The organism is Weizmannia acidilactici (assembly GCF_008974225.1).
GTDB classification, from domain to species: Bacteria; Bacillota; Bacilli; order Bacillales; family Bacillaceae_C; genus Weizmannia; species Weizmannia acidilactici.
In genome coordinates, this window is the sequence record NZ_BKZR01000009.1 from 14,152 (window position 1) to 39,050 (window position 24,899).

The 24,899-nt window shown below is 47.4% G+C and carries 18 protein-coding genes, 5 pseudogenes and 1 riboswitch; of the genes and pseudogenes, 2 read left to right on the forward strand and 21 right to left on the reverse strand.

Annotation, left to right across the window (positions count from 1 at the left end; translation table 11 throughout):
* Positions 1-13 precede the first annotated feature (13 nt).
* The 7 genes from GBH70_RS04805 to GBH70_RS04835 all read right to left on the reverse strand — a co-directional run bounded on the left by GBH70_RS04805 (position 14) and on the right by GBH70_RS04835 (position 6,003).
* Positions 14-658 (reverse strand): HD domain-containing protein, encoded by a 645-nt coding sequence (locus GBH70_RS04805; RefSeq protein WP_151679972.1) that lies wholly within the window; start codon positions 656-658, stop codon positions 14-16.
* Between the two features lie 152 nt (positions 659-810).
* Positions 811-1,470, reverse strand: coding sequence for a phosphate signaling complex protein PhoU (phoU, locus tag GBH70_RS04810; RefSeq protein WP_151679973.1), 660 nt, complete (start codon positions 1,468-1,470; stop codon positions 811-813).
* A gap of 15 nt (positions 1,471-1,485) precedes the next feature.
* Positions 1,486-2,271, reverse strand: coding sequence for a phosphate ABC transporter ATP-binding protein PstB (gene pstB, locus GBH70_RS04815; RefSeq protein ID WP_151679974.1), 786 nt, complete (start codon positions 2,269-2,271; stop codon positions 1,486-1,488).
* Positions 2,272-2,299: 28 nt separating this feature from the next.
* A complete protein-coding gene (gene pstB, locus GBH70_RS04820; RefSeq protein ID WP_151679975.1) occupies positions 2,300-3,145 on the reverse strand; it encodes a phosphate ABC transporter ATP-binding protein PstB in 846 nt (281 codons plus the stop codon).
* Positions 3,146-3,162: 17 nt separating this feature from the next.
* Positions 3,163-4,047, reverse strand: coding sequence for a phosphate ABC transporter permease PstA (pstA, locus tag GBH70_RS04825; RefSeq protein ID WP_151679976.1), 885 nt, complete (start codon positions 4,045-4,047; stop codon positions 3,163-3,165).
* Positions 4,047-4,985 carry a phosphate ABC transporter permease subunit PstC gene (pstC, locus tag GBH70_RS04830; RefSeq protein ID WP_151679977.1) on the reverse strand — a complete coding sequence of 313 codons (939 nt, stop codon included), beginning with the start codon at positions 4,983-4,985 and terminating at the stop codon, positions 4,047-4,049. Before pstC ends, pstA begins: the two co-directional genes overlap by 1 nt.
* Before the next feature lie 118 nt (positions 4,986-5,103).
* Complete coding sequence (locus GBH70_RS04835) at positions 5,104-6,003, reverse strand: phosphate ABC transporter substrate-binding protein (RefSeq protein WP_151679978.1); 900 nt, start codon at positions 6,001-6,003, stop codon at positions 5,104-5,106.
* A 224-nt stretch (positions 6,004-6,227) separates the two neighbouring features.
* On the opposite strand from GBH70_RS04835, the gene hemG reads away from it, so the two are divergent.
* Complete coding sequence (hemG, locus tag GBH70_RS04840; protein ID WP_151679979.1) at positions 6,228-7,634, forward strand: protoporphyrinogen oxidase; 1,407 nt, start codon at positions 6,228-6,230, stop codon at positions 7,632-7,634.
* 185 nt (positions 7,635-7,819) lie between these two features.
* Here hemG and pnpS read toward each other — a convergent pair whose 3' ends face one another.
* The gene (gene pnpS, locus GBH70_RS04845) at positions 7,820-9,607 is read right to left on the reverse strand and encodes a two-component system histidine kinase PnpS (protein WP_151679980.1); all 1,788 of its coding nucleotides are present in this window, start codon (positions 9,605-9,607) and stop codon (positions 7,820-7,822) included.
* 30 nt (positions 9,608-9,637) lie between these two features.
* A complete protein-coding gene (locus GBH70_RS04850; protein ID WP_151679981.1) occupies positions 9,638-10,336 on the reverse strand; it encodes a response regulator transcription factor in 699 nt (232 codons plus the stop codon).
* Positions 10,337-10,635: 299 nt separating this feature from the next.
* On the opposite strand from GBH70_RS04850, the gene fdxA reads away from it, so the two are divergent.
* Positions 10,636-10,872 carry a 4Fe-4S ferredoxin gene (gene fdxA / locus GBH70_RS04855; RefSeq protein WP_172967415.1) on the forward strand — a complete coding sequence of 79 codons (237 nt, stop codon included), beginning with the start codon at positions 10,636-10,638 and terminating at the stop codon, positions 10,870-10,872.
* A 289-nt stretch (positions 10,873-11,161) separates the two neighbouring features.
* On the opposite strand, the pseudogene GBH70_RS04860 reads toward fdxA, so the two are convergent.
* The 12 genes and pseudogenes from GBH70_RS04860 to GBH70_RS04915 all read right to left on the reverse strand — a co-directional run.
* Positions 11,162-11,721 (reverse strand): annotated as a pseudogene (locus tag GBH70_RS04860) (siderophore ABC transporter substrate-binding protein); the annotation flags it as partial.
* Positions 11,722-11,733: 12 nt separating this feature from the next.
* Positions 11,734-12,477: pseudogene (locus GBH70_RS04865) on the reverse strand (iron ABC transporter ATP-binding protein); the annotation flags it as partial.
* Positions 12,471-13,420, reverse strand: a pseudogene (locus GBH70_RS04870) (iron chelate uptake ABC transporter family permease subunit). The pseudogenes GBH70_RS04870 and GBH70_RS04865, both read right to left, overlap by 7 nt.
* A pseudogene (locus tag GBH70_RS04875) lies at positions 13,413-14,357 on the reverse strand (ABC transporter permease). Before GBH70_RS04875 ends, GBH70_RS04870 begins: the two co-directional pseudogenes overlap by 8 nt.
* 280 nt (positions 14,358-14,637) lie before the next feature.
* Positions 14,638-14,871 (reverse strand): annotated as a pseudogene (locus tag GBH70_RS17100) (aldo/keto reductase); the annotation flags it as partial.
* Between the two features lie 410 nt (positions 14,872-15,281).
* A complete protein-coding gene (locus tag GBH70_RS04885; protein ID WP_253693502.1) occupies positions 15,282-16,478 on the reverse strand; it encodes a PDZ domain-containing protein in 1,197 nt (398 codons plus the stop codon).
* Positions 16,479-16,562: 84 nt separating this feature from the next.
* Complete coding sequence (locus tag GBH70_RS04890) at positions 16,563-17,999, reverse strand: S41 family peptidase (protein ID WP_151679985.1); 1,437 nt, start codon at positions 17,997-17,999, stop codon at positions 16,563-16,565.
* A 118-nt stretch (positions 18,000-18,117) separates the two neighbouring features.
* Positions 18,118-19,098 (reverse strand): homoserine dehydrogenase, encoded by a 981-nt coding sequence (locus GBH70_RS04895; RefSeq protein WP_151679986.1) that lies wholly within the window; start codon positions 19,096-19,098, stop codon positions 18,118-18,120.
* A 2-nt stretch (positions 19,099-19,100) separates the two neighbouring features.
* On the reverse strand, positions 19,101-20,159 hold the full coding sequence (metX, locus tag GBH70_RS04900; protein ID WP_253693506.1) for a homoserine O-acetyltransferase MetX: 1,059 nt from the start codon (positions 20,157-20,159) through the stop codon (positions 19,101-19,103).
* A 29-nt stretch (positions 20,160-20,188) separates the two neighbouring features.
* Positions 20,189-21,487: an O-acetylhomoserine aminocarboxypropyltransferase/cysteine synthase family protein gene (locus GBH70_RS04905; RefSeq protein WP_151679988.1), complete on the reverse strand. Its 1,299-nt coding sequence runs from the start codon at positions 21,485-21,487 to the stop codon at positions 20,189-20,191.
* Between the two features lie 136 nt (positions 21,488-21,623).
* A riboswitch (SAM riboswitch) is annotated at positions 21,624-21,731 on the reverse strand.
* A 138-nt stretch (positions 21,732-21,869) separates the two neighbouring features.
* The gene (cls, locus tag GBH70_RS04910) at positions 21,870-23,318 is read right to left on the reverse strand and encodes a cardiolipin synthase (protein WP_172967418.1); all 1,449 of its coding nucleotides are present in this window, start codon (positions 23,316-23,318) and stop codon (positions 21,870-21,872) included.
* Between the two features lie 289 nt (positions 23,319-23,607).
* Positions 23,608-24,897 carry a murein hydrolase activator EnvC family protein gene (locus tag GBH70_RS04915; protein WP_151679990.1) on the reverse strand — a complete coding sequence of 430 codons (1,290 nt, stop codon included), beginning with the start codon at positions 24,895-24,897 and terminating at the stop codon, positions 23,608-23,610.
* Positions 24,898-24,899: the final 2 nt, after the last annotated feature.

Here is a 24,899-nt window from a genome sequence, read left to right on the forward strand (position 1 = left end):
CATTGAAAATGAATTATTTTTTGAATTCATTTTCAATGATTTCGTTCGTAATCACGCGCAGCTCGCTATGTTCAATAAAACGTTCCGAAAGCAGGTCAGGCAGGATGGAATCCAAAAAATATCGGACGGAAGCCATTTCCGAAAACTGCAGGATCGTCCGCAATGATTCCTCGTAAATCTCCAAAAACAGTGGTTCCGGATTCCCTTTTTGGATTTCCCCAAAAGACTCGTAAAGCAGATCGACTTTATCCGCAACCGATAAAATTTTTCCTTCGAGCGTATCATCTTTGCTTTCTTTGAACAAATTCAAATAAATGGCCCGGTATTCTTCCGGGAACACGCCGTTAATGAAGTTCTTTGTCATTTCCTCTTCCACCTGGCTGAACAGCTGGTGAAGCTCTTTTGACGAGTATTTGACTGGCGTTTTGATATCGCCCGTAAACAGCTCCGGATAATCATGGTTGAGCGCCTTCTGGTAGAGCAGGCGCCAGTTGACTTCATTTCCAGCATGCTCTTCCACATGGCCGAAAAACTGGGCAATTTTGGCCACTTTAAATGAATGGCTGGCCACCGAGTGTTCCTGAAATTTAAACTTTCCCGGGCAGCGGTAAATTTTTTCCAAATCTGATAAGCTTTTAAAATATTGATGGACTCCCATCTTGCTCCCTCCTTGCTGTTTGTCCAACATTAACCGTAAAACTTCCCTTTTTGTATGCTATGCAAAACAAAAGGGAACGGCTTTTGATATTCTCACTATTCTAAAAAAAAATAAACCCAGCGTCAAGCAACTGGATTTATCTTCTCACATGGTTATCGGTTTAAGTCGACGATCGTACCGGTTTTTAAATAGACGATCCATTCGCATACATTTGTGACATAATCCCCGATCCGCTCGAGGTGCTGGAGAACGAGGATCATAAACGATGCGTGATGGATATTTGCTTTATTTTGCTTCATATCTTCCATCAGCTCGTTAAAAATGATCCGGAAATCGCGGTCGATCTGATCGTCCTGTTTGGAAACTTCCACCGCTTTTTCTTCATTAAGGGTGATATAAGCACTCAAGCCTTCATGTACCATCTCTTTGACGGTTTCCGCCATTTCCGGGATCCGGGCAAATGGTTTTAAATAAAGGTCATTCTTTAATTCAATCGCAATTTTTGCGATGTTCACCGCATGGTCGCCCATCCGTTCCAAGTCGGTGACCACTTTCAGCATCGTGCCGATCCGCCGCAGATCCGTCCCGACCGGCTGCTGGGTAGCTATCAGTTCAAAACATTTCTTTTCGATATCAACTTCATATTGGTTGATCGCTTTGTCATTCTCTATGACCGATTGTGCCAGGACGGTATCGTTTTCTGTAAAAGATTTTACGCTTTTATAGATGGCCTCTTCGACAAGCAGCCCCATTCTCAACAAGCTTTCGTGCAATTCCTGCAGGTTTTCTTCAAATAATTTCCGCGCCACCATTGTCCCGCCTTTCTATTAACCGAAACGCCCTGAAATATAGTCTTCGGTTTGTTTCGATTTTGGATTGGTAAACATTGTATTCGTTTCAGCATATTCCACGACCCTGCCGTTCAAAAAGAATGCCGTATGGCCAGAAACCCTTGCCGCCTGCTGCATGTTATGGGTGACGATCACAATCGTATAGTTGTTTTTCAATTCCAGGATCAGTTCTTCAATTTTTGCTGTTGAAATCGGATCAAGCGCCGACGCCGGTTCGTCCATTAAAATAATGCCCGGTTCGACCGCCAGCACCCTGGCAAGCACGAGTCTTTGCTGTTGGCCGCCGGAAAGCCCCATCGCTGACGTGTGGAGCCGGTCTTTTACTTCATCCCACAAAGCGGCCTGGCGCAAACATTTTTCAACAATGTCATCGAGCACACGCTTCTTTTTCACGCCATGGATGCGCGGGCCGTACGCGACATTATCGTAAATGGACATTGGAAACGGGTTCGGACGCTGGAACACCATGCCGACATTTTTCCTCAAGCTTACTACATCCGTTTTCGGGGCATAAATATTCTCGCCGCCGATGAAAATATTCCCTTCTGCGCGAAATCCGGGGACCTGGTCGTTCATCCGGTTCAACGTGCGGAGAAACGTCGATTTTCCGCATCCGGACGGCCCGATCAATGCCGTCACATGATTTTGTAAAATATCGAGATTGATATCATACAGTGCCTGAAAGTCCTTGTAAAAAACATTCACATGTTCGGCGCGGATCAGTGTTTTGTTTTCCGTTCTCTCTTCCGTCATTGTCGCCATTTTGCCTTCTCCTTTTTGCTCCCAAAATTTACCCAAAATTCCCGGATAAATAGTCCTCGGTTTGTTTTTTCTTCGGATTCGTAAACATTTGTGAAGTTTCCCCCGCTTCAATCAGTTCGCCCATGTAAAAGAAAGTGGTGATATCGGAAATGCGCGCCGCCTGCTGCATATTGTGGGTGACGATTGCAACGGTGTATTCTTTCTTCAGTTCCACGATCAACTCTTCGATTTTCCCTGTTGAGACCGGGTCTAATGCCGATGCCGGTTCGTCCAGCAGCAATACTTCCGGATTCATCGCAAGTGCCCTTGCAATGCAAAGCCGTTGCTGCTGGCCGCCTGATAAAGCAAGCGCGGACGTGTGCAGGCGGTCCTTTACTTCGTCCCATAAAGCCGCTTTCTTTAAGCTTTCCTCGACAATTTCTTCAAGCAGCGCTTTTTTGACGCCATGGTGTTTCGGGCCGAAAGCGACATTTTCAAAAATCGATTTGGCGAACGGATTCGGGCGCTGGAACACCATGCCGATATGTTTCCTGACTTCAAATACATCCACACCCGGGCGGTTCAGGTGCTCCCCTTTATAAAGGATATCTCCTTCGATCCGGCAGCCCGCCACTTCGTCATTCATCCGGTTCAGGCTCCTCAAATAAGTCGATTTTCCGCATCCGGACGGCCCGATCAATGCCGTTACCTGATGTTCCGGAAAAGCAAGGCTGACATTTTTAATCGCCGGTTTTTCCCCGTAATAGACATACAAATGTTTCGTTTCCAGCACGATTTTCTGCGCTTTTGGCTCTTGTTCCGGGGATTTGTTTACAGAAAGCGGGGCCGCCGGAATCACTGCTTGTTCTTTTCGGGCTAACATCGATACTACCATTTTCGTTTCCTCCTTCATTAATGCATCGTCATCCGGCGGTGGATCCATTTGCCGATGAACCGCGCGGAAAAGTTAAATACGAGAATGAAAAGGATCAATACCGCAGAAGCACCGCTCGAAACGGCTGCGGCATCCGGCATAATGCCTTCTCCGTTGATTTTCCAAATGTGGACGGCCAATGTTTCAGCCGGCCGGAACGGGTTTAATGGGGAAGTGACGTCGAACGGGTTCCAATTTGTGAAATCCAGATTCGGCGAGCTCATTCCCGCTGTGTAAATGAGGGCGGCCGCTTCTCCGAAAACACGGCCGGATGCCAAAATGATTCCTGTGATAATCCCCGGGAGCGCAGCCGGCAGCATCACCGATTTAATGGTTTCCCACCGCGATACGCCGAGGGCAAGCCCTGCCTCACGCTGTGCCGGCGAAATACCGCGCAGCGAATCTTCCACAACACGCACCATCAGCGGCAAATTGAAAACCGAGAGTGCCAAAGCGCCGGACAGGATTGAAAACCCCCAGCCCATTGACAGGACAAAGAACAGGAAACCGAACAGCCCGACAACAATAGACGGAAGGGATGACAGCACTTCAATCGCGGTCCGGAGCAGGTCCGTGAGCCAGTTCTTTTTCGCATACTCGGCCATATAAATGCCTGCGCCAAGCGCGATCGGAATGCTGATTATCATTGTCAGCACTAATAGATAGAAGGAATTAAACAGCTGCGGCCCGATTCCTCCGCCTTTTGTAAAAGTTTGCGGCGAAGACGTGATAAAAGACCAACTAATATGCGGAACGCCACTCGCCAGAATATAACCGAGCAGCCCGACGAGGATGGCCACGATAAACAGCGCGATCAAATAGAGAACCGATGTTGCGATACGGTCTGCAATTTTTGCTTTCATCATACATTCCTCCTGCGGCCGATAAAGCGGACGATGATTATAAAGACGAGCGACATCAAGAGCAGGATGAGCGCCAGCGTCCAAAGCGCATTATTTTCGACGCTCCCCATGACGGTATTGCCCATGCCCATCGTTAAAATGCTGGTCAATGTCGATGCTGGCTCAAACAACGATTTTGGAATGACAGCCGAGTTGCCGATGACCATCTGGACGGCGAGCGCTTCGCCGAATGCACGCGCCATTCCGAAGATGACCGCCGTTAAAATGCCCGGGCGCGCCGTTCTCAGCACAACTTTATAGATCGTTTGCCAGCGCGTCGCCCCAAGCGCAAGCGATGCTTCCCGAAGCGAATCCGGCACCGCACGGATCGCATCCACCGACAAACTCATCATCGTCGGCAAAATCATGATCGCAAGCACAACTGTTCCTGCAGCAATCCCAAAACCACTTCCCGATATATGTTCCCGGATGAACGGGACAACGGCGCTTAAACCGATGAACCCGTAAACGACCGAAGGAATCCCGACAAGCAATTCAATGACCGGCTGCAATATTTTCTGCCCGGCTTTCGCAGAGATTTCCGTCATAAACATGGCTCCGCCGATCGCCAATGGCGCGCAAATGATGGCAGCCAAAAACGTGACCGCAAAGGAACCGAAAATCATCGGCAGGGCGCCGACCATCGGCTTCCCGGCCGCATTCGTTTTGCCCGGTTCCCAATCCTTGCCGGTAAAAAACTCCAGTACACTGGCATGGTTGACAAAGAAAGTGCTTAAACCTTTCGATGCAACAAAAACAAAAATCGATGCAGCGACAACCGCCATTAAGGCGATGCAGATAAACGTAATGATTTTGCCGCGCCGTTCTATTTTGATTTTCGAACGCGGTTTTGCTTTATGGGCGGCCTGCTCTGTCCACTTGAGTGCATTTTCGCTCATGCTGTTTGTCCCCTTTCATTTCCGGCAGCTGGAAAACGGACAAAGCCGGCGGGTTCTACCGCCGTGCATGTCCCGCATGCCGGTTTGCTGCTCCGGCATCCATTTCCCATTGCGGATATTATTTGTTTGTTACATTTCCTTTTGCATCACGTTCCACTTTCATATCGGAAATGGACATATACCCGAGTTTCGGAACAAGGTTTTTCTGAACTTCATCCGAAAGCATGTAATCAATGAATTTTTTCGTTAACCCTTTCGGTTCGCCGTTCGTATACATGTGTTCATAAGCCCAAATTTTCCATTTGTTTGTTTTGACGTTGTCTTCCGTCGGTTCAACCCCGTCCACTTTTAATGCCTGGACTTTATCGTTGATGTAAGAGAATGCGAGATAGCTGATGGCCCCAGGTGTTTCGCTGACGATTTTTTGAACTGTCCCGGAAGAATCCTGTTCCTGCGCTTTTACAGTCGTTGCGCCATCTAAAGCCCATTTTTCAAACTCTGTTCTCGTGCCGGAGCCTTCCGCACGGTTGATGATGACAATTTTCTGGTCTTTCCCGCCGACTTCTTTCCAGTTTGTAATTTTGCCGGTAAAGATGCCGATTAATTGCTGCTTCGTAATGTTTTTCACGCCGACGCCTTTATTCACAACTGGCGCGAATCCGACTACAGCGACTTTGTGGTCAACGATTTTACTTGCATCAATGCCATCTTTTTCCTCTGCAAAAACATCGGAATTCCCGATTTGGACAGCACCTTCCACAACTTTGCTCAGCCCGGTACCACTGCCGCCGCCCTGTACGTTAATCGTCGCCCCGGCATTGTTATTCATGTATTGTGTCGCGGCTTCCTGCACGAGCGGCTGGAGCGCGGTCGATCCCACTGCAGTAATGCTTTCCTGCTTCGCGCTGCTGCTATTACTGCTGCCGGATTTCTGCGATCCGTTTGCGTTCCCGCATCCGGCCGCAATCACCGCGAAGATGGTTAATAAACTAAATAATGTTGCAAACTTTTTTCTCATTTCATTGCCCCCTGTGTTTTGTTTACTTGCTCCTTACACTATTAAAGATAATGGCCCGGTATTAAGCGGATATGAATGAAATGTTAAGAGTTTGTAAAGATGATAGAAACGGGTGTAAGTTTTTAAAAGATAAGCTGTCACATTTTGGGCAAATTTAATAAAAATAGAAGAACGCAGATTGATTTATAATAGAAGAAGAATTTATTTGAACGGAGGTATTGGATTTGAAATCAGTTGCCATTATCGGGGGCGGGATTACCGGGCTTACCGCATTGTACGAACTTCAAAAACAAATCAAGCGGGCCGGGGCGAAAGTTTCTTTAACATTGGTTGAAGAAAACCCGGAGCTTGGGGGGAAAATCCGGACGATCCGGCACGGGGAATTTACAATGGAAACTGGGGCCGACTCGATTGTTGCGCGGAAAAAAGGGGTGGCCGCCTTTTTAGACGAACTTGGGCTGCAAAACCGGATACGCCATAACGCTACCGGCATCTCGTACCTTTTCCGGGAAGACGGGCTGAAGCCGATCCCCGCTGAAACGGTGTTCGGCATCCCGGCAAGCCTTGACGCGCTTTTCCGCAGCGAACTCGTTTCTACGAAAGGAAAATTGGTTGCATTAAAAGACTTATTTACAAAAAATCAATCTTTCACAAAAGACAGTTCCGCCGGCGAGTTTTTGGAGGCTTTTTTTGGGAAGGAACTCGTGGAAAAGCAAATCGCACCGGTTTTGTCGGGCGTTTATTCGGGCAATTTGCATGAGCTGACTTTGGCGACGACGATGCCGTTTCTCGTTGAATATAAAAACCAATACGGCAGCATTATCAAAGGCTTGTCCGAACATAAGCAGGCCTTTTTGTCGCCGGAGCGGAAAAAATTCGTATCATTCGAAAACGGACTTTCTGAAATCATCGGCCGCTTGGAACAGAAATCGGACGGGGCGGAGATTTTAAAAGGGATAAAAGCCGTTGCACTTGAACGGCGCGAAAACGGGTATGTAGTTGCGTTATCGGACGGGCGGAAACTGGAAGCGGATGTCGTTGTATTGGCGCTGCCGCATGCCGCCGCGCAATTGCTACTCCGGAATGCTGCTTTAGATGAAGAATTTAACAAATTGAAGACAGCTTCGCTGATTAGCGTCTATCTTGGGTTCAATGTGCCGGATGCGGTACTGCCAAATGACGGCACAGGCTTTATTGTTTCGGAAGACAGCGGTCTTATGTGTGATGCCTGCACATGGACAAGCCGGAAATGGCCGCACACTTCGAAAAACGGCCGCCTGCTTTTGCGCCTTTTTTACAAAAGTACGGATCCGGAATGGTTTGGGCGTCTGAATGCGATGGACAAAGACGCGCTCATTAAAACTGCCATGAAAGATGTTGAAAAAGCATTGGGCGTTACTGGTAAACCGGTGGCTGCGGAAGTGACAAAATGGCAGAACAACATGCCGAAATACGATTTAAACCACCGTAAAACGATCGAAGCATTAACCGGAAAACTCGCCGAAAGCGATCCGAATGTGCTGCTGGCAGGCTGCTCCTATTACGGGGTCGGGATTGCCGACTGCATCATGAACGGGAAGAAAACAGCGGAAAAGGTGATAAGGAAATGTCTTTTAGAAGCGGTTAACTAGACAAAAGGAGACCTGCGCCGATTGGGAATGTCTTTTTAAAGCATTCAAATAGACAAAAGGGGCCCTGCGTTGAGGGGAAAATTTTGGAACAAAGCAGTTTGGAAGTGTAATGAAGAAGTGAAATGTCCTTCAGATCCCAAATCCGAAGCAAAGAAATGTCCTTTAGATGCCAGTCCGGGCGCCATTTATGCGGCGTCCGGCCCTTCTTGTGTTCTCGGCAGGGTTACGGTAAACGTGCTGCCCTTTCCTTCTTCGCTTTCGACATGGATTTTCCCGTGGTACGATTCAACAAGATGCTTGACGATGGCAAGGCCGAGCCCGGTGCCCCCGGACTGCCTTGACCGCGCCTTGTCCACCCGGTAAAAACGTTCAAAAATGCGCGGCAAGTCTTTCTTGGAAATGCCGATGCCCGTGTCGCTGACAATCAAATCGAGCTCGCTTTCCCTTTCTTCCAAGCGGATTTCGATCCTGCCTTTTTCGGGCGTATAGGCAATGGCGTTCGTGACCAGATTCAAAATAATTTGCTGCAGCCGGTCTTTGTCCGCTTCCATCATGACCGCTTTCTGCTCCGGCAAAATGAGTTCCAGCTGTTTCTTCTCAATCCTTTTCCGAGTCGTATTGACCGTCTCCATTACCACATCCACGACGTTTAGCTTCTCCGTTTTCAACGGGATGCGGTGCTGCTCGATTTTCGACAAATCGAGAATGTCCGAAATCAGCCTATGCAGACGGTCGCTTTCTTCATAAATGATTTGCAAAAATTCCCTGCACGTCTTTTCGTCGTACATCGCGCCGTCTAAGAGCGTTTCCGCAAACCCTTTTACAGATGTAATTGGCGTTTTCAGTTCATGGGATACGTTCGCGACAAATTCGCTGCGGATCTGCTCCAGCCGCCTCGTCTCCGTGACGTCATGCAGTACCGCTACAACGCCGCGCAGTTCCCCATTTTCACCGACATAAGGCGCAATGTGGGCATCTAATATACGTTCTTTCGGAAAATAAAGATGCACTTCATCGTGAAACCGTTCGCCTGTTTTTAAAGAGCGGTCGATCAGCTGGCTGAGCCCGAAGCTTTTTCCCGCTTCAATATGGCGTTTCCCGATCAGCTGGCCGGAAGAAATCCCCGTCATCTCTTCCATTGCCCGATTGACGAGCATAATCCGCCCTGACGTCTGGATGAGCATGACACCGCTGTCCATATTTTCCAAAACGGCAGTCAGCCTTTGCTGGTTTTCCTTGATTTCATCCATCTGCTGTTTTAAATTATGCGCGAGATTATTTATCGCTTTTGTGAGCTGCAGCAATTCTCCGCTTGCTTTTACATGGACGCGGCTGTCATAATCCTTTTCAATGAGGCGGTTGCTGACTTCGATGCTTGCCTCGATCGGGCGCGTAAATTTTCTTGCCATGATATAACTAATCCAGCCGGAAATCAGAAAGGCAAGCACCATCGCGACAGCAAGGCTGAACCACAGCCTCTCCAATACCGTATCAATCCGGTCCAGCGCAATCGAAATACGGACAACAGCCGTGGTCTTCCCGTTTTCTTTCAGCGGTTTTGCCACATACATCATGTTGTACCCGAGCGTATGGCTAAAACGGATCGCCTCCCCGCTGCTTTTATGCTGATAGACAACTTGCTTAAATTCGGGGCGGCTTGCGTGGTTCTCCATTTTCGCCGGGTCATCGTCCGAATCGGCCAGCACTTTGCCGTTCGTATCAATAATGGTAATGCGCGGATCATGGTTTGAATAATAATGCCTGACCTTCTTTTGCAGCACATCCGTCTTGTCTTTTAACGTTTGCGGGCGGAGCGTTTTCATCAAAAGGTCGGCATCCTGGGAAAGCTGCGTCCTCGTCATATCCATATATGTATTTTTAATCAAGTCGGCAACAAAAAAGCCGATGCTGAGCAGTACGGCGGCTAATATTGTTAAAAATGCCAAAGTGAGGCGGATCCATAGTTTGTTCATTGAAAAGCCCTTCCTGTTTAAATACGGACGTCAATTGGCTTCCAATTTGTAGCCGAATCCCCTGACCGTTTTAATATACTGCGGTTGTTTCGTATCTTCTTCAATTTTTTCGCGCAGGTGGCTGATATGCACGTCCACGATTCGTGTATCGCCCGCGAAATCAAAGTTCCAAACGGCATCCAGCAGCTGGTCGCGACTTAAGACTTTCCCAGGGTGATTCGCCAAATATAAAAGCAGTTCAAATTCTTTCGGGGTCAGCTCCAGTTTTTTCCCTTTAAAATAAGCTTCAAATTGTTCCGGCAAAATGCGCAGGTCGCCGATTTCAATGGTTACAGCAGTATCGGCATCTGTTTCTTCTTCCGTTTTTGCCCGCCGCAAAATCGCTTTGACGCGCGCGACGACTTCCCTCGGGCTGAACGGTTTTGTAATGTAATCATCAGCGCCGAGTTCAAGACCCAAAATTTTATCCAGCTCATCGCTTTTTGCCGTAAGCATTAAAATCGGCGTGTTGACTTTTTCCTGGCGCAGCTGTTTGCATACGTCCATTCCGTCCATCCCCGGCAGCATTAAGTCGAGAATGATAAAATCCAGTTTTTCTTTCAACGCCATACCATAGCCTTCTTTTCCGTCATAGGCAGTCAGCACTTCAAAACCGGCCTGCTCCAAATTAAATTTCAAAAGCGTCACAATAGAAGGTTCGTCATCCACAACCAAAACTTTTTTGGCCAACTTTACCCCCCGCTCCCTGTCCTGTTTTTCTTTATTGTATAGTTTAGCGGTTTGAATTGTAAAGCCGGCGGAAAAGTATTTTGTGCGGGCATATCCGGCACCGGGCTCTTTTGATTGAAAGATTCACACCATTCTGCTATATTGGAAATGATCGGTTACAGTATCATTCTTGGGGATGGCTGGGATGATGGGGAGCATAAACACCCGGGCTAGTGCTCCGTGCAATGCAGCCGAAAATTGTATACGATCGTAACGGTAAACTTATACTAAATACACATATGAAAAAGGTGGTCTGGAAAATGGCATTTGTAATCACTTCACCCTGCATCGGTGAAAAAGCGGCGGAATGCGTCGAGGTATGCCCGGTAGATTGTATTGCTGAAGGTGAAGACCAATACTTTATTGACCCGGATATTTGTATTGACTGCGGTGCATGCCAGGCGGTCTGCCCGGTTGAAGCAATCTACCATGAAGAAGAACTGCAGGAAGAAGATATGGCCTTTTTGGAAAAAGCGCGCAAATTTTATACAACGTGAGCAAAAGGAGCTGTACCAAAAGCTCCTTTTAAATAGAATTTTTGTTCTAACGGTCCTGACGCAGCTTCTCAGAATCGTTTCTCCGGGAAATTTTGCTCTTACGGTTCTGACATAGCTTCTCAGAACAGTTTCTCCGAGAAATTTTGCTCTTACGGTTCTGACATAGCTTCTCAGAACAGTTTCTCCGAGAAATTTTGCTTTAAATGAGAAAACCCGTCTAGAAAATTTAATTGCTCAACGGGTTTTCTTGTTTTAAAAGGACTTTTTGGACAGCCCCTTTTGCTTTCGATTATTCGATTGCTTTTTGGATTTCTTTCATCATCTCAGGCACCGATTCAAGCCCGCCGCCGGAGAGGTACCAGTAACCCGGATCCAAATACACAATATGGCCGTTTTTATAAGCGTTTGTTTTCTTCACTAGGTCGTTTTCAATCACGCTCTTTGCATTGCCGTCCTGCCCGATTGTAGCATCACGGTCCACAACAAACAAATAATCCGGATTTTGTTTTAAAATATATTCAAACGATATGTTTTGGCCATGCGTCGACACATTAATATTTTTATCTGCAGCAGGAATTCCGAACACATCATGAATGATGCCGAATCGGGAGCCTGGGCCGTACGCGCTCACTTTTCCGCCGGTCGTCCACGCCAATATAAATTGTCGGGGCAATCTTTTTGAACTCGTTGTAATTGTCTCTCTGCCTTCCGGAATGATGATTAAATCAGGGTGGATTTGGCTGATTTTATCAAAATCCGGTTCGATGTACTTCCGACATTTTCGTATTTGCTGATCTTGTATTTTTTCAAATAAGCCGGGAGATTATCCTGCGGCACACCTGTGACTTTATCTATGGTAAAGCAAATTTTATTTTGGCAGTAATTTTGAATATGGATATCCATGTCATAAATTTCTTTGAGCACAGACGGCCGGATGATTTCTTCCGTTTTTCCCTGCTTCACGATTTTGCCGTTTTTCATCGCGACAATGTAGTCCGAATAAACAGAGGCAAAATTTATGTCATGGATGACAATTAAAATCGTTTTTCCCAGCTCATCGGCAAGCTCCCTCAGCACTTTCATGATTTGCACCGAATGCTTCATATCCAAATTGTTGAGCGGTTCATCCAGCAAAATGTACTCCGTATTCTGGGCAAGCACCATCGCAATATAGGCGCGCTGCCGCTGCCCGCCGCTCAATTGGCCGAGATACTGGTCCCCATATTCTTCGAGCCCCAAGTAGGCAATCGCTTCATCTATCAATCTTTCATCTTCTTTATTCAGCCGCCCCTGCGAATACGGAAAGCGGCCGAATGCAACGAGTTCACGCACTGTTAACCGGATATTCATATGATTGGACTGTTTCAAAATGGAGATTTTTTTGGCCAGTTCTTTGTTGTCAGCCCGGCTGACGGCCTCCCCGTCTATGTAAACGTCGCCCTCGTCCGAAAATTCAAGCCTGCTGATAATCGAAAGCAACGTACTTTTTCCTGCACCGTTCGGCCCGATGAAGGCGGTGATTTTCCCCTTTGGAATTTTCACGGACACATGATCAATGACTTTCTTATTCCCATAGTTTTTTAAGACGTTCATCACATTTACCATGCACAACTCTCCTTTAACAGTAAGTAGATAAAATAGATGCCCCCGATAAAATTAACGATGACACTCAGCGGCACTGAAAACTGGAAAATCCTTTCCACCACCAGCTGCCCGCCTGTCAGGAAGACAACACTGATCAGCATCTTCCCGGGAATCAGGACTTTATGCCGGTATGTATAAAAAAACTGGTAGGCGACATTGACAACGATCAGGCCGAGAAACGTAATCGGGCCGACCAAAGCTGTAGATACCGAAACGAGAATGACAACGATCAGCAGCAAGTGGCGCACCACACGGTTATAATCGACGCCCAAATTCACAGCCTGGTCCATGCCGAGCAGCATCACATCCATATAACGGGCAAATCGCATATAATGCAGCCCTGAAAACACAACAAGCACAAACGAAACCCAAAGCAGGCTCACATTCACATTGTTAAAACTTGTAAACATTTTATCCTGCAACACCTGGAATTCATTCGGATCGATCAGCATCTGCATAAAAGAGGAAAAACTTCCAAACAAGGTTCCAAAAATTATCCCGATTAACAGGAGAAAATAAACGTTTTGCCTTCCCCTGCTGAGAATGAGATGGAACAGGATTGCAGAAAACAGCACCATTGCCGCAAGCGAAACCGCAAAATTCACATGACTCTGTATCATAGTAAGCGCTTTATCCCCCATTGCAAATACAACTGCCGTCTGGATCAGCAAGTAAAGTGAATCAAGGCCAAGCACGCTCGGCGTCAAAATCCGGTTGTTCGTAATCGTTTGGAAAATCAGGCTTGAAAAAGCAATGGCGCAGCCTGTCATACAATGGCGGAAATTTTCCCGATTCTCGACGGGATAATGTATTTCCGATCCCAATAAGAGCCGATGCAGATATATGCCGTGATGAGCCCCACCGCGGTAACGGTAAGTATAAAAAGCTTTGAACGATTACGCATAGACCTGTCTCCTCAGCAGCAAATACACGAAAATGCCGCTTCCGATCATACCTGCTGTCAAACTGATCGGCACGTCATACGGATAGATGACGATGCGCCCCAAAATATCACAAAACAGCAGGAACACCGCACCAAGCAGCGCAGTCATCGTGATGTTTTTTTCATATGGTCGCCGCGGTAAATGGAAACGATATTCTGAATGATCAGACCGAGAAACGGGATGGTGCCAATCGTAAGCACAATAGCTGAAGTAATCAGTGCAACGAGAATAAGGCCGATATTTACCACCTGTTTATAGTTCAGCCCTAAATTTTTCGCAAAATCTTCCCCCATGCCGGCGACGGTAAACCGGTTTGCAAACAGATAAGCGACAATGACCACAGGAACCGTTAAGCACAGCATTTCATATTTGCCTTTCAGCATGCCGGAAAAGTCGCCCTGCAGCCAAGCCGATAAACTTTGGATTAAATCGTATTTATACGCAAAAAAAGTCGATATCGAGCTAACGATATTACATCAACCCGACAAGGGGAATAAAAATCGTGTCGTTCCATTTGATCCGGTCCAATATTTTCATAAATAAAAAGGTTCCGGACAGGGCGAAACAAAAGGCAATCATCATTTTGACAAGCGGGCTGGCCAAAGAAAATAGAATGATGGATACTAAAATCCCGAACCGGGCGCAATCCATCGTGTCCGCAGTAGTCGGGGAGACAAATTTATTCTTCGTTAATTGCTGCATAATCAATCCGCAGATACTCATGCCCATACCTGCAATGATGATGCTGATTAAACGTGGCAGGCGGCTTGCCAACAAAATTTCAACCTGCTCTTTGCTTAAGTGCAGCATTTCAGCCGGCGGGATATCCTCAGCGCCGATAAATATCGAGATTACTGAGAATACGGCAAGCAGGGGCACTAAATATCTTTTTTTCATTTCATCCGTACTCCCCCGTTTCCCTTTGTTCATGATTGAAATTGATTCTCATTATCAATTATAATGATATTGATAATCATTACCAATTAGTATTTCTGTAGTATTTTCTTAAAATACTAACAAATGGGCGGGCACCCCTGTAAGCATGGCACCCCGTTTTTTAGTTATGACTGTTTGTCCCCGGCAGCACGGTAAATTTCATACCATTCCTGCCTAGTCAAATAGACATCCGGCGCCTCCACAATTTCCTGGAACCTTCACGTATTGGTCATACCGATGATGTTTTCATCCGTTTCAAACTGCCGTCAACCGCTTCCAAAATATGTTCTTTTGAAAAATCATAGAAACCTTCACGGATGCCGCATTTTGTCTGTATCAGCATTTTTTCGCTGATACATGGTTCATGCCGATTACTTTGACAAAAATTTCCTCCGATTTGCTGTCGCCGTAAATATCGGTATGGTCAAAGAAATGAATGCCGGCTTCTTATTTCGGAAAGCTCCGCCATTCGCATGCAGCCAAGCGCAATTTCGGATGCTTGCAGGGCTCCCCCGGAATGTTTTTCAAGGAAAAAGCCTATTTTCTTTATTCGATATCAAAGCGCTTTCGCAAGTCCATTTTATCATAACGCATCAAAATCTAGCTTTGGCAGAAACTTTTACTAAAAAAGTAAAATTTTCCATCGTGGAAATCTTTAGGACTTTATTAGGATTCCAGGTTGGGATTTTGTCATTTTCATTGCTTCTAGTGGTTTTTTTATTCGCGGGATGCCCCTGTTGTCTAGTTAAACACTTCTAAAAGACATTTCTTTGTTTCCGGACATGAATTTAGGCCTTTACAAAGTTTTCGGAACCCTTTCAATTTTTCATGCCCATTGCAATCTCGGATCCATCAAAAAAAAGAGGCTGACAAAACAGCCCCCAATCATAAAGCTTCATCCGTTTCCAAATTCATTTTATTCTCTACCGTCAAAATGCCGAGTTCATAATGTTCCCCTTCATAGAGCGCCCCCTGGGCAAACCGCACTTCACCGTTTGTATCGATAACTTCCAGCTTGCAATATGCCGGATTTATTTGCAGGGCACGGTAAAATTCATCCATATTGCGGACAGCCTGCCCGTTGCACTTGGAGATGATTTCGCCTGTGACAAGCCCCATTTTGTCGGCTTTCGACCCGGGGATGACGCTTAAAACGATGATGCCGTCGTTTTGCTGTGTAAAATAATACGATGCATTATTTTCGCGTATGCGGTGGCGGATCGAGATCCAGCCTCTTGCCAAAACGGCAAAGCCGGCTGCCGACACAGGAAGGTAAGGTAGCCATATTCCCGCCGCACCGATCGCGGCAGTCAACACCCCTGCCCAAATGACTTGGGTTCCGATCCTCTTCACTGCAGGTGCAGGCAAGGTGCTTTGGATTTGGTGCTGAAACCCGAGCAAAAACGGCACGAGCACAAGCGAAAAGGTATGCCCGCCCCACCCCATTACCGGCCACCACGAAAAAGGAAGTGAAATCAGGCCGGACGGCAGGAAACAGACAACCGGGACAAGCCAGAGCCGCTTAGCCGAAAACGCGCCGACCGTTAAACCGCGCCTGCTTTTCCGCAGTTTCGGTGGAATGTTCTTGGCTCCGCTTGTCAGCATCAAGAATCCTTCCGCAATCAGAAGGAGACCCGTCATCACGGAAATCCCCGCCAGCATCCCAAACGATGGACTGCCAATCTTTTCCTGAACCCCTGCCGGCAACCATTTTACAGCAGAAAACGCAAGGATCGGAATGCCGATGGTAAAAGCCGGCGACAAAAAGCGGAAGTTGCCGGCGAGCGAAAATACAATCGTGAGCGCTGCCACAGCTGCGAGGACCGTAAGCGGAACCGCAACTCCTACTGCAACCGAGACGGCGGAAAGGACAAGGCCGGCGAGTAGCCCGGCCGGAAACAAATCGCGCAATTCGAGAAAACTACTGTAAATTCTGATATGGAAATCGTTTCTTTCCCGCTTTACCCGGGCCGCCCCGGCAACCAGTGCGAGAATGATAGCATAATAGAAAACCGGATGCAGAAAAAACCTTCCAATGCTTTTCAAAATTTCTGTGAGCCAAAGCTGTTCCAACCGTAACACCGTCCCCTGCACGTACAATACTTGTAGTTTTATTTTAGCAGATTTTGGCGAAAAATCTCTATAGGGGCAGGCGGATAGAACAAATTATTTGCTGACAACTTTCAGAGCCACTTGCAGCTGCAAATCATTTTTTTCTTCGTGGGCCGCGGCATAGAGCGATTTTTCCATCTGCTCCGCCGTTTTTTGGTCAATTTCTCCAGTTGCCGGCAACCCTTTATCAAACTGGAAGGCTTTCACGGCATTTTCGGTTTGGATATCGTAATAGCCGTCTTCCCTACCCGGCGCAAAGCCGAGCCCGTTTAATATTTGCTGGGCAGTTTTAACTAGCGCATTGTTCATATCCCTTTTTAAAGTGCGGCTCACCTGTAAAGCCTGGACGTTAAAAAATTCGGGCTGCTTGACTTCAATCGTCGGTGCAATGCCTTTATGGTGGATCCAGTGGCCGTCCGGCGTCAGCCATTTAAACATGGTGAGCTTGATGATGCTCTCATCTTCCATCGGGACCGCTTCCTGTACCGTCCCTTTGCCGAACGTTCTGACACCGATTAAAGGATAATCTTCCGCTTCATGAAGCGCCGCCGCCAAAATCTCGGATGCGGACGCACTGCCGTTGTCGACGAGCACCGCAACCGGATATGATTTTTTCTCTTTTAATTTGGACACATACTGCACACGGTGGCCGCTGCGCTCCTCGATTTGAAAATAAGGCTTATCCCTTGTCACAAATTGCTTCAATATATCTTCCACGCTCGAAAGCAGGCCGCCGGGATTTCCCCTGACATCAATCACCAGCCCTTGGATCTTCCCGGCTTCCAGTTTCTTCAACTGATTTGTAAAATCTTCCGCCGTGTCTTTAGAAAACTGGGTAATGGCGATATAACCGATTTTTTTTCCATTTTCCCGCTCCATTTTGGCAAAAACGGTTTTCATCGGAATCTCGTCGCGTTCCACTGTAACGGTGATCTGTTTTCCGGTCCCGCCCCGTATGATTCCAAGCGTGACGGTTGAACCCTTTTTCCCCCTAATGCGCTTGGTCGCTTCATATAAATCCATGCCCGCCGTGCTTTTTCCGTTGATTTTCACAATGACATCTTCCGGGCGGAGCCCCGCTTTTTCTGCCGGAGAATTTTTATAAGGAGAGACGATCATGATTTTTCCGTTCTTCTTAGTGATTTCGGCGCCGATGCCTTGAAAAGAGGAGTCTAAAGAGCCATTGAATTGCGCGGCAGTTTCTTTGTCCATGTAGACGGAATACGGATCGTTTAACGTGCTGACCATTCCTTTGATCGCGCCTTCCACCAGTTTTTCATCATCTACTTTTTGGACGTAGGAACTTTTAATTAAATGGTATGCCTGGGCAATTTTCGTTAAATCCGGGATATCGCTTTTTTTGCCAGATGCTTCTTGCCGGGCGGGGGTTGTATGGTCCACATGTGAAAACCATTGGCCCGCCGCGTAACCGCCTCCCGCGCCTGCAAACAGTGAACCCGAGATGACAAGCGACAGCCATTTTCGTTTCATGGAAGATGCCCTCCTTGTACAAGAAGAGCCGCCGGCACCGGGGCTCTTCCTTTCGGTAATTCAATATATGTACAAGCAGGGTTTCTTATGCCGGTATATTCGCAGAAGCAGAAGGGAATTATATGGCGTTCATTTGCGGAATCCGCCGGTAGCCTCCGGCAAGGTCTTCGATCATCGCGCTTGCGGTCGGGAATTTTCCGGCACCCGGTCCGGCTAGGGTGATTTTTCCGATCAGGCTGCCGTAAATGGTCACAGCATTATTGACGCCTTCAATCGCATAGAGGGCATGTTCAGGAGGGACGAGAACGGGTTTGACGGATGCTTTCAACGTATCCCCATAACGGTAGACGTCGGCAATATGTTTGTAACGGAGCCCCTTTTTTTCCGCTTTTTCCACATCGGCAAGTGTCAGCGCATTTATGCCTTCCACTTCGACTTCTTTCCAGTCCGGCTGGCCGCCGAAGACAAGCCTGCTCAAAATCATCAGCTTGCAAAAGGCGTCTTTCCCTTCGATGTCATTGCCCGGATCCGCTTCCGCATATCCGTGCTGCTGAGCAATCGCAAGCGCTTCTTCAAAGGGCAGATGTTTTTCCCGCATTTCCGTTAAAATAAAATTGGAAGTACCGTTTAAAATGGCCTGCACACGCTGGATATCATTCACCTGCAACTGATGAGCGATCGTCCGGATGACAGGGACGCCGCCTGCCGTAGTCGCTTCGTAGCCGACATACACGCCATGCGCTTTTGCATGTTCCAATAAAATTTCCCCGTATTTGGCAAACATGACTTTATTGGCTGTAATCACATGGCAACCTTTTTCAATGGCCTTCATACAATAGGAAAAACCCGGCTCCTCCCCGACAATGGCTTCAAACACCACTTCAAGGCCCGGAATCGCAAGGATTTCTTCAAAATCGGTTGTGACAAGCACGGAACGGCCGACGTCCCGTTTTTTATAAGGGTTTTTAATCAGTACCGCAACAATTTCGACTTCGGCGCCAAGCCTTGCCTTCAGCTGTTGCCGATGACTTCGGACCGCTTCGTACACACCTTGGCCGACTGTCCCGAAGCCGAGCAGCGCTGCTTTAATGGTCCCCATGATCATGACCTCCCTACCAGAATTTTGTCCTTTTTCTCCAATGCCCGGGTAATCAGATGGCCCCATTTCTCAAATTCGACTAAAAATCCGTCATGTCCGTATTCGGTCGGAATGAAAAAATATTCCCCGTGTTTCACAGTGCGGGCAAATGTCTCAATTTCCTCCGGAGGAAACAGCAGATCATGCTCGAAACTGTATGCAAACACTTCCGCTTTGTATCGTGCCGCCGCCTTTTTCCATCCGCCGCGTCCGACACCGATATCATGGGTATTCATCGCGCGCAGCAAATACAAATAACTATTTGCGTCAAAACGGGCGGACAGTTTTTTTCCCTGGTATCTCAAATAGGAAGCCGTCTCAAATACCGACACCCCGTTTTTCGTTTCTTTGACTGCCCGACCGAACCTGTTTTTAAACAAAGCGGCACTGCGGTACGTGACCATGCCGGCCATGCGCGCAATCTCAAGCCCCTTGACTTCCGCTGAAGACCGGTAATGCCCGTTTTTCCATGCCGGATCGTTTTCAATTGCAGCAATGCCGATTTCATTGAATGCAATGCCGTAATCGCTGTAATACGGGGTTGAAGCGAGCACAAAAATCTGCTCCATATCATCCGGGTATAAAAGCCCCCATTCGAGTGCCTGCATCCCACCGAGCGATCCGCCGATCACCGCTTTGATTTTCCCGATTCCGAGTTTGTCGAGTGCTTTCCGCTCCGCATGCACCATATCACGGATCGTAATGGCCGGGAAATCCATCCGGTAAGGCTTTGAGGTTTCCGGGTTCATCGATTGCGGGCCGGTACTGCCGTAACAGCCGCCGATCACATTAAACGTAATCATCTGGTATTTTTCCGTGTCAACCGGCCTGCCCCTACCGATCAATCCGCCCCACCAGCCGGGTTCTTGATCAGTCCCGACCGCATACTGGCTGCCGGTTAAGGCATGGCATATTAAAAGAACCGGCGCGTCCAAAGGGCCACGCCGTTCATATGCCAATTCTGCATGAGGGATCTTTTTTCCGCTTTCCAGCACCAACGTACCGATTTCTACCTTTTTCACTTTCTTCCCCCCATACAGTACATTTTTTGTCATTGTGCTGTAACTGCCGTTGCTTTTCGTATTGCCTGATCTAGGTCGGCCGTTATATCTTCAACTGCTTCCAGGCCGACAGACAAGCGGATCAAGTCTTCCGTTACGCCCGATTTTTTCAGTTCTTCGTCGCTCAGCTGCGAATGCGTGGTTGTTGCCGGGTGAATGATGAGCGATTTGGCATCGCCGACATTGGCAACATGCGACCACAGTTTAATATTGTCGATCACTTTTCTGCCTGCTTCCCGGCCGCCTTTAACCCCGAAGTTGACAATCGAACCGAAACCGCCTTTTAAATATTTTTTCGCCAGTTCATGTGAAGGATGATCTTTCAGCCCAGGGTAGTTCACCCAAGCAACGTCCGGATGGTTTTGCAGGAACTTCGCCACTTTCAAAGCATTTTCGTTATGCCTTTCGACACGCAGATGCAGCGTTTCGAGCCCTTGCAGGAACAGGAATGCGTTATCCGGGCTTAATGTCGGGCCGAAATCGCGCAGCAATTGGACGCGGAGTTTCGTAGCAAAAGCTGCCTCCGCCGTATCGACGCCGTAACGCAATCCGTGGTAGCTCGGATCCGGTTCGCTGAAGTCCGGGAATTTTTCCGTATTCCAGTCAAAATGGCCGCCGTCGACCGCAACGCCACCGATTGCCGTGCCGTGGCCGCCGATCCATTTTGTGGCGGAGTGGACGACAATATCCGCCCCCCATTTGATCGGGTTGCACAAGTATGGGGATGCGAATGTATTGTCTACAATTAATGGAATCCCGTTTTCATGGGCAATTTCCGCCACTTTTTCGATATCCAGCACCTGCAGGCTCGGGTTGCCGATAATTTCTGCGTACAATGCTTTCGTTTTCGGGGTAATGGCATTCCTGAACGCTTCAGGATCAGAACCGTCGACAAATTTGACATTGATGCCGTATTTCGGCAGCGTGACGGAGAACAAATTGTACGTGCCGCCGTACAGGTTGCTGGCCGAAACAATTTCATCCCCTGCCCGCACAATGTTTAAAATTGAAAATGCGATCGCCGCCGCGCCGGATGAAAAGGAAACCGCCGCCGTGCCGCCTTCAAGCTGCGCCACGCGTTTTTCAAATACATCCAGAGTCGGGTTGCCGATCCGTGTATAGATAAAGCCTTCTTGCGTTAAATTGAAGACGCCCTGCGCGTAATCCGTATCTTTAAAAACGTAAGAGGTCGTTCTATATACAGGTACCGCGCGCGAACCTGTGGCCGGGTCCGGTTCCTGTCCTCCGTGCAATAATAAAGTTTCAGGGCGTAAAGATTCTTCTGTCATTTACAATTCCTCCTACTATAGTAAAATTTGCCTAGGAAAAGATAAAAAACAATTCCGACAAGACAAGGCACTTTTTTAGAAGAGGAATAGAAAAACCCTCTTCATAAGGAAGAGGGCTACGTTATGTAAGTTCCTCCCCTTATCTTTCAGACGAATGTCTGTAGGAATTAGCACCTTTTCAAGCATATGCCTGAAGGTTGCCGGGCTTCGCAGGGCCTAGTCCCTCCGCCGCTCTTGATAAGAGTGTTTCAATTAAAATTATGAAAATTTTTAAATGACTCATTGGTAAAAATTATAGATTACAATTTCTGAATCGTCAACCCATTTTTTCAATTTTTCTTTTCGATCATGCGGGGGGGATGTTTCCGCCCCTTGCACACTTTTACAAAATTGGCGATAACAGGCGGGAGATCGATTCTTTGAAACGGATCACAAGCGGGCGTTTCTGATAATCTTGCAGCGTCAGTTCGGTTGAATCCGCCATATCTTTTCTGAAAATGTGGGAGAGCCTGCCCGAAAGCTTGCGGTCGTACAGCACAGCATTCACTTCGAAATTCAGGCGGAAGCTGCGTACATCAATATTGGCCGTCCCGACAGAGGAAATTTTCCCATCCACCACAATCATTTTTGCATGGATAAAACCATTTTGGTAAATGTACACTTTCACGCCAGTTTTTAAAAGCTGACCGATATTCGAAAGCGTCGCCCAATATACAAACATATGGTCAGGCTTGTTCGGGATCATGATCCGGACATCAACCCCGGATAAGGCCGCAAGCTTCAGCGCGTTCAGCAAACTGTCATCTGGAATAAAATAAGGCGTTTGCAAATAAATATATTTTTTGGCGGAATTGATCATTTTGATATAACTGTTTTTGATTTGCTCCCATTCGGAATCGGGGCCGCTTGAGACAATTTGGATATCCGTTTCCCCTTGCGGCTCGATCACCGGAAAGTACCGTTCTTCATTTTTAATATCGTTCGGCGACGCCTGGTTCCAGTCTAAAATGAACCGGGTCTGCATCCCATAAACGGCGCTACCTTCAATTCTCAAGTGGGTGTCGCGCCAATAGCCGAATTTTTTGTCCAGCCCCAAATATTCGTCTCCGACATTAAAGCCGCCGATGTACCCGATGCGGCCGTCAATGATCGCCAGTTTCCGGTGGTTCCTGAAATTGACGCGCAAATTGATGAGCGGAATGCGCGCCGGGAAGAATGCCGCCACTTCGCCGCCTGCCTCGACAAGCGGCCGGAAAAAACTGCGGCGGAACAGCATCCGCGATCCCATATCATCGTAAAGCAGCCGCACCTTTACGCCTTCTTTTGCTTTTTCGGTAAGCAGTTCGATCATTTCATTTCCAAGGCGGTCGTTGCGGAAAATGTAATAAACGAGGTGGATGCTGTCCTTTGCCTTCCGGATGTCTTCAAACAATGCCAGAAATTTTTCCTTACCGTCTGTAAAAATATCGACGTGGTTATCCTGGGAGAGAATCGCACCGTCATTCACCAGCAGCATGTAAACAAGGTCTTTGTACTGCACCGTCCGTTCATCATGAAATGGGAAACGGTTCTCCCGCAAAAGTTCAATTTGCTGTTGGGCAATTTCTTTAATCCCAATTTTTTCCTGAACTTTCCAATCGAATATTTTACGCCGGCTTAAATTCTGCCCGAAAACTAAATAGAGTACAAATCCAGCGATCGGAATGAATAAAAGCACCAGCAACCACGCCCAAGTTGCTCCGACATCCCGCCGTTCAAGGAAAATAACGGTTCCCGCCAGGATAAAGTTTAAAAGAAATAAAATCACCAATAATACCGTTACAATCATTATGTTCTCCTTTTCATGCACCCTTCTTCGTTTTTGCCGTGTCTGCCGCCGTTCCGCCTTTTGGAAAATGCCGGCGTACGGAAGGCGGCTGCGGGGCGGATGCCCAAATCGTTTATTGTTTGATGTAGCGGGAAAAATGACAATTGTATCATACCATAATATTTGTTCCTGACCCACGTAAATGCACTTTTATTTTCATGTACTTTTCTTCCACCACTAAAAAAGAACCGCACCCATTGGATGCAGTTCTTTTTCCGGCTCTCTAATACACCGCGGCATCAAGAGCCTTTTATTAAAAATTGATAAAGTTTCTCGGATTTTGGGCGCCATTATGCGGTGGCGGAGTCCAGCGGCCATTATAAATTTCAAAGTGAAGGTGTGGCCCCGTAGATTCGCCTGTATTGCCCATTACGCCGATCTGCTGACCTTTGCTGACTGACTGCCCTGTACTTACAGAGTAAGAACTCAAGTGGGCATAAACCGTCGTGTACAGTTTCCCGTTAATATAATGGGTAATCATCACACAATTTCCGTACGAAGAAGAATGGTATGCCCTGAACACAATCCCGTCGGCTGCCGCAACAACCGGCGTACCGATGCTGTTGGCAATATCAATGCCCGGATGGAAACCGCCGGAACGCGCACCAAATTCAGATGAAATATACCCCGCTACCGGACGCGTAAATGCCCCGGAAGATACTTTCGGAAGCGGTCCGCCAGACCCTGCAGAACTGCTGCTGCCCGTAGAACTTGAACCAGAAGAGGATCCGGTTTCCGCCTGCGGTTTGGTTGCGGCCTGCTGCTTTTTCGCCAATGCAATCGCCTTTTCAACCGAAGCTTTTTGGTCGGCCAAGATGCTCTTCTGTTCACTCAGAGACATCTTTTCTTCTTGCAAACTGTCTTTTTGCTTTTCAAGTTTTTTGACCAATGCGGATTTCGCATTCTGGTCATCTTTTAATTTCGCTTTTAATGATTTCAGATTGGAAAGCATCGATTCCAAATCTGCCAGTTTACTTTCAATGGCAGTCTGCTTTTCTTTCAGATCCTGCTCATCTTTTTTCTGTTCTTCGATAATTTTTTGGTCCGCTTCGACAAGCGTTTTCACAGCCGCAATCCGGTCAATTAAATCATCGAAACTTTTTGCTTCCAAAATGACATCCAAATAATTGACAGAACCGCCGCCATTTTTCTGCATCGCGCGGGCGCGGTCTTTTAAAATTCCATTCCGCTCTTCAATTCTCTTTTTTAATTTCCCGATGCTTTTCTTCAGTTCGGAAATTTGGCTTTTTGTTTCGCTGATTTTATGCTCTTCTTCATTGATTTTTTCATTAGCAGATTGGATTTTGGATTCGATTTCCTCAAGTTGGCTGCCCAGGGAAGCCTGTTTGCTGTTAATGGAAGAAATTTGGCTGTCTTTTTCGTTGATTTGGGATTGTAGTTTCGAGCTTTTGCTCTCAATCTCGCTCTTTTTCTGCTGCAATTCCGATATACTTGCAGCAGAAGCACCCGTCTGATAGCCAAACAGGCCGCCGAGGCTCAATGTGCACGCGATAGCCGCAGGCAATATGGAACGCTTCCTCATGT

Excerpts from the sequence above, each read along its gene's own strand:
- GBH70_RS04915 (WP_151679990.1), bottom strand. The coding sequence starts at position 24,897 with ATGAGGAAGCGTTCCATATTGCCTGCGGCTATCGCGTGCACATTGAGC.
- pstB (WP_151679975.1), bottom strand. The coding sequence starts at position 3,145 with ATGGTAGTATCGATGTTAGCCCGAAAAGAACAAGCAGTGATTCCGGCG.
- pstA (WP_151679976.1), bottom strand. The coding sequence starts at position 4,047 with ATGAAAGCAAAAATTGCAGACCGTATCGCAACATCGGTTCTCTATTTG.
- GBH70_RS04890 (WP_151679985.1), bottom strand. The coding sequence starts at position 17,999 with ATGAAACGAAAATGGCTGTCGCTTGTCATCTCGGGTTCACTGTTTGCA.
- GBH70_RS04805 (WP_151679972.1), bottom strand. The coding sequence starts at position 658 with ATGGGAGTCCATCAATATTTTAAAAGCTTATCAGATTTGGAAAAAATT.
- pstC (WP_151679977.1), bottom strand. The coding sequence starts at position 4,985 with ATGAGCGAAAATGCACTCAAGTGGACAGAGCAGGCCGCCCATAAAGCA.
- phoU (WP_151679973.1), bottom strand. The coding sequence starts at position 1,470 with ATGGTGGCGCGGAAATTATTTGAAGAAAACCTGCAGGAATTGCACGAA.
- fdxA (WP_172967415.1), top strand. The coding sequence starts at position 10,636 with ATGGCATTTGTAATCACTTCACCCTGCATCGGTGAAAAAGCGGCGGAA.
- pnpS (WP_151679980.1), bottom strand. The coding sequence starts at position 9,607 with ATGAACAAACTATGGATCCGCCTCACTTTGGCATTTTTAACAATATTA.
- GBH70_RS04905 (WP_151679988.1), bottom strand. The coding sequence starts at position 21,487 with ATGACAGAAGAATCTTTACGCCCTGAAACTTTATTATTGCACGGAGGA.
- GBH70_RS04895 (WP_151679986.1), bottom strand. The coding sequence starts at position 19,098 with ATGGGGACCATTAAAGCAGCGCTGCTCGGCTTCGGGACAGTCGGCCAA.
- pstB (WP_151679974.1), bottom strand. The coding sequence starts at position 2,271 with ATGGCGACAATGACGGAAGAGAGAACGGAAAACAAAACACTGATCCGC.
- GBH70_RS04835 (WP_151679978.1), bottom strand. The coding sequence starts at position 6,003 with ATGAGAAAAAAGTTTGCAACATTATTTAGTTTATTAACCATCTTCGCG.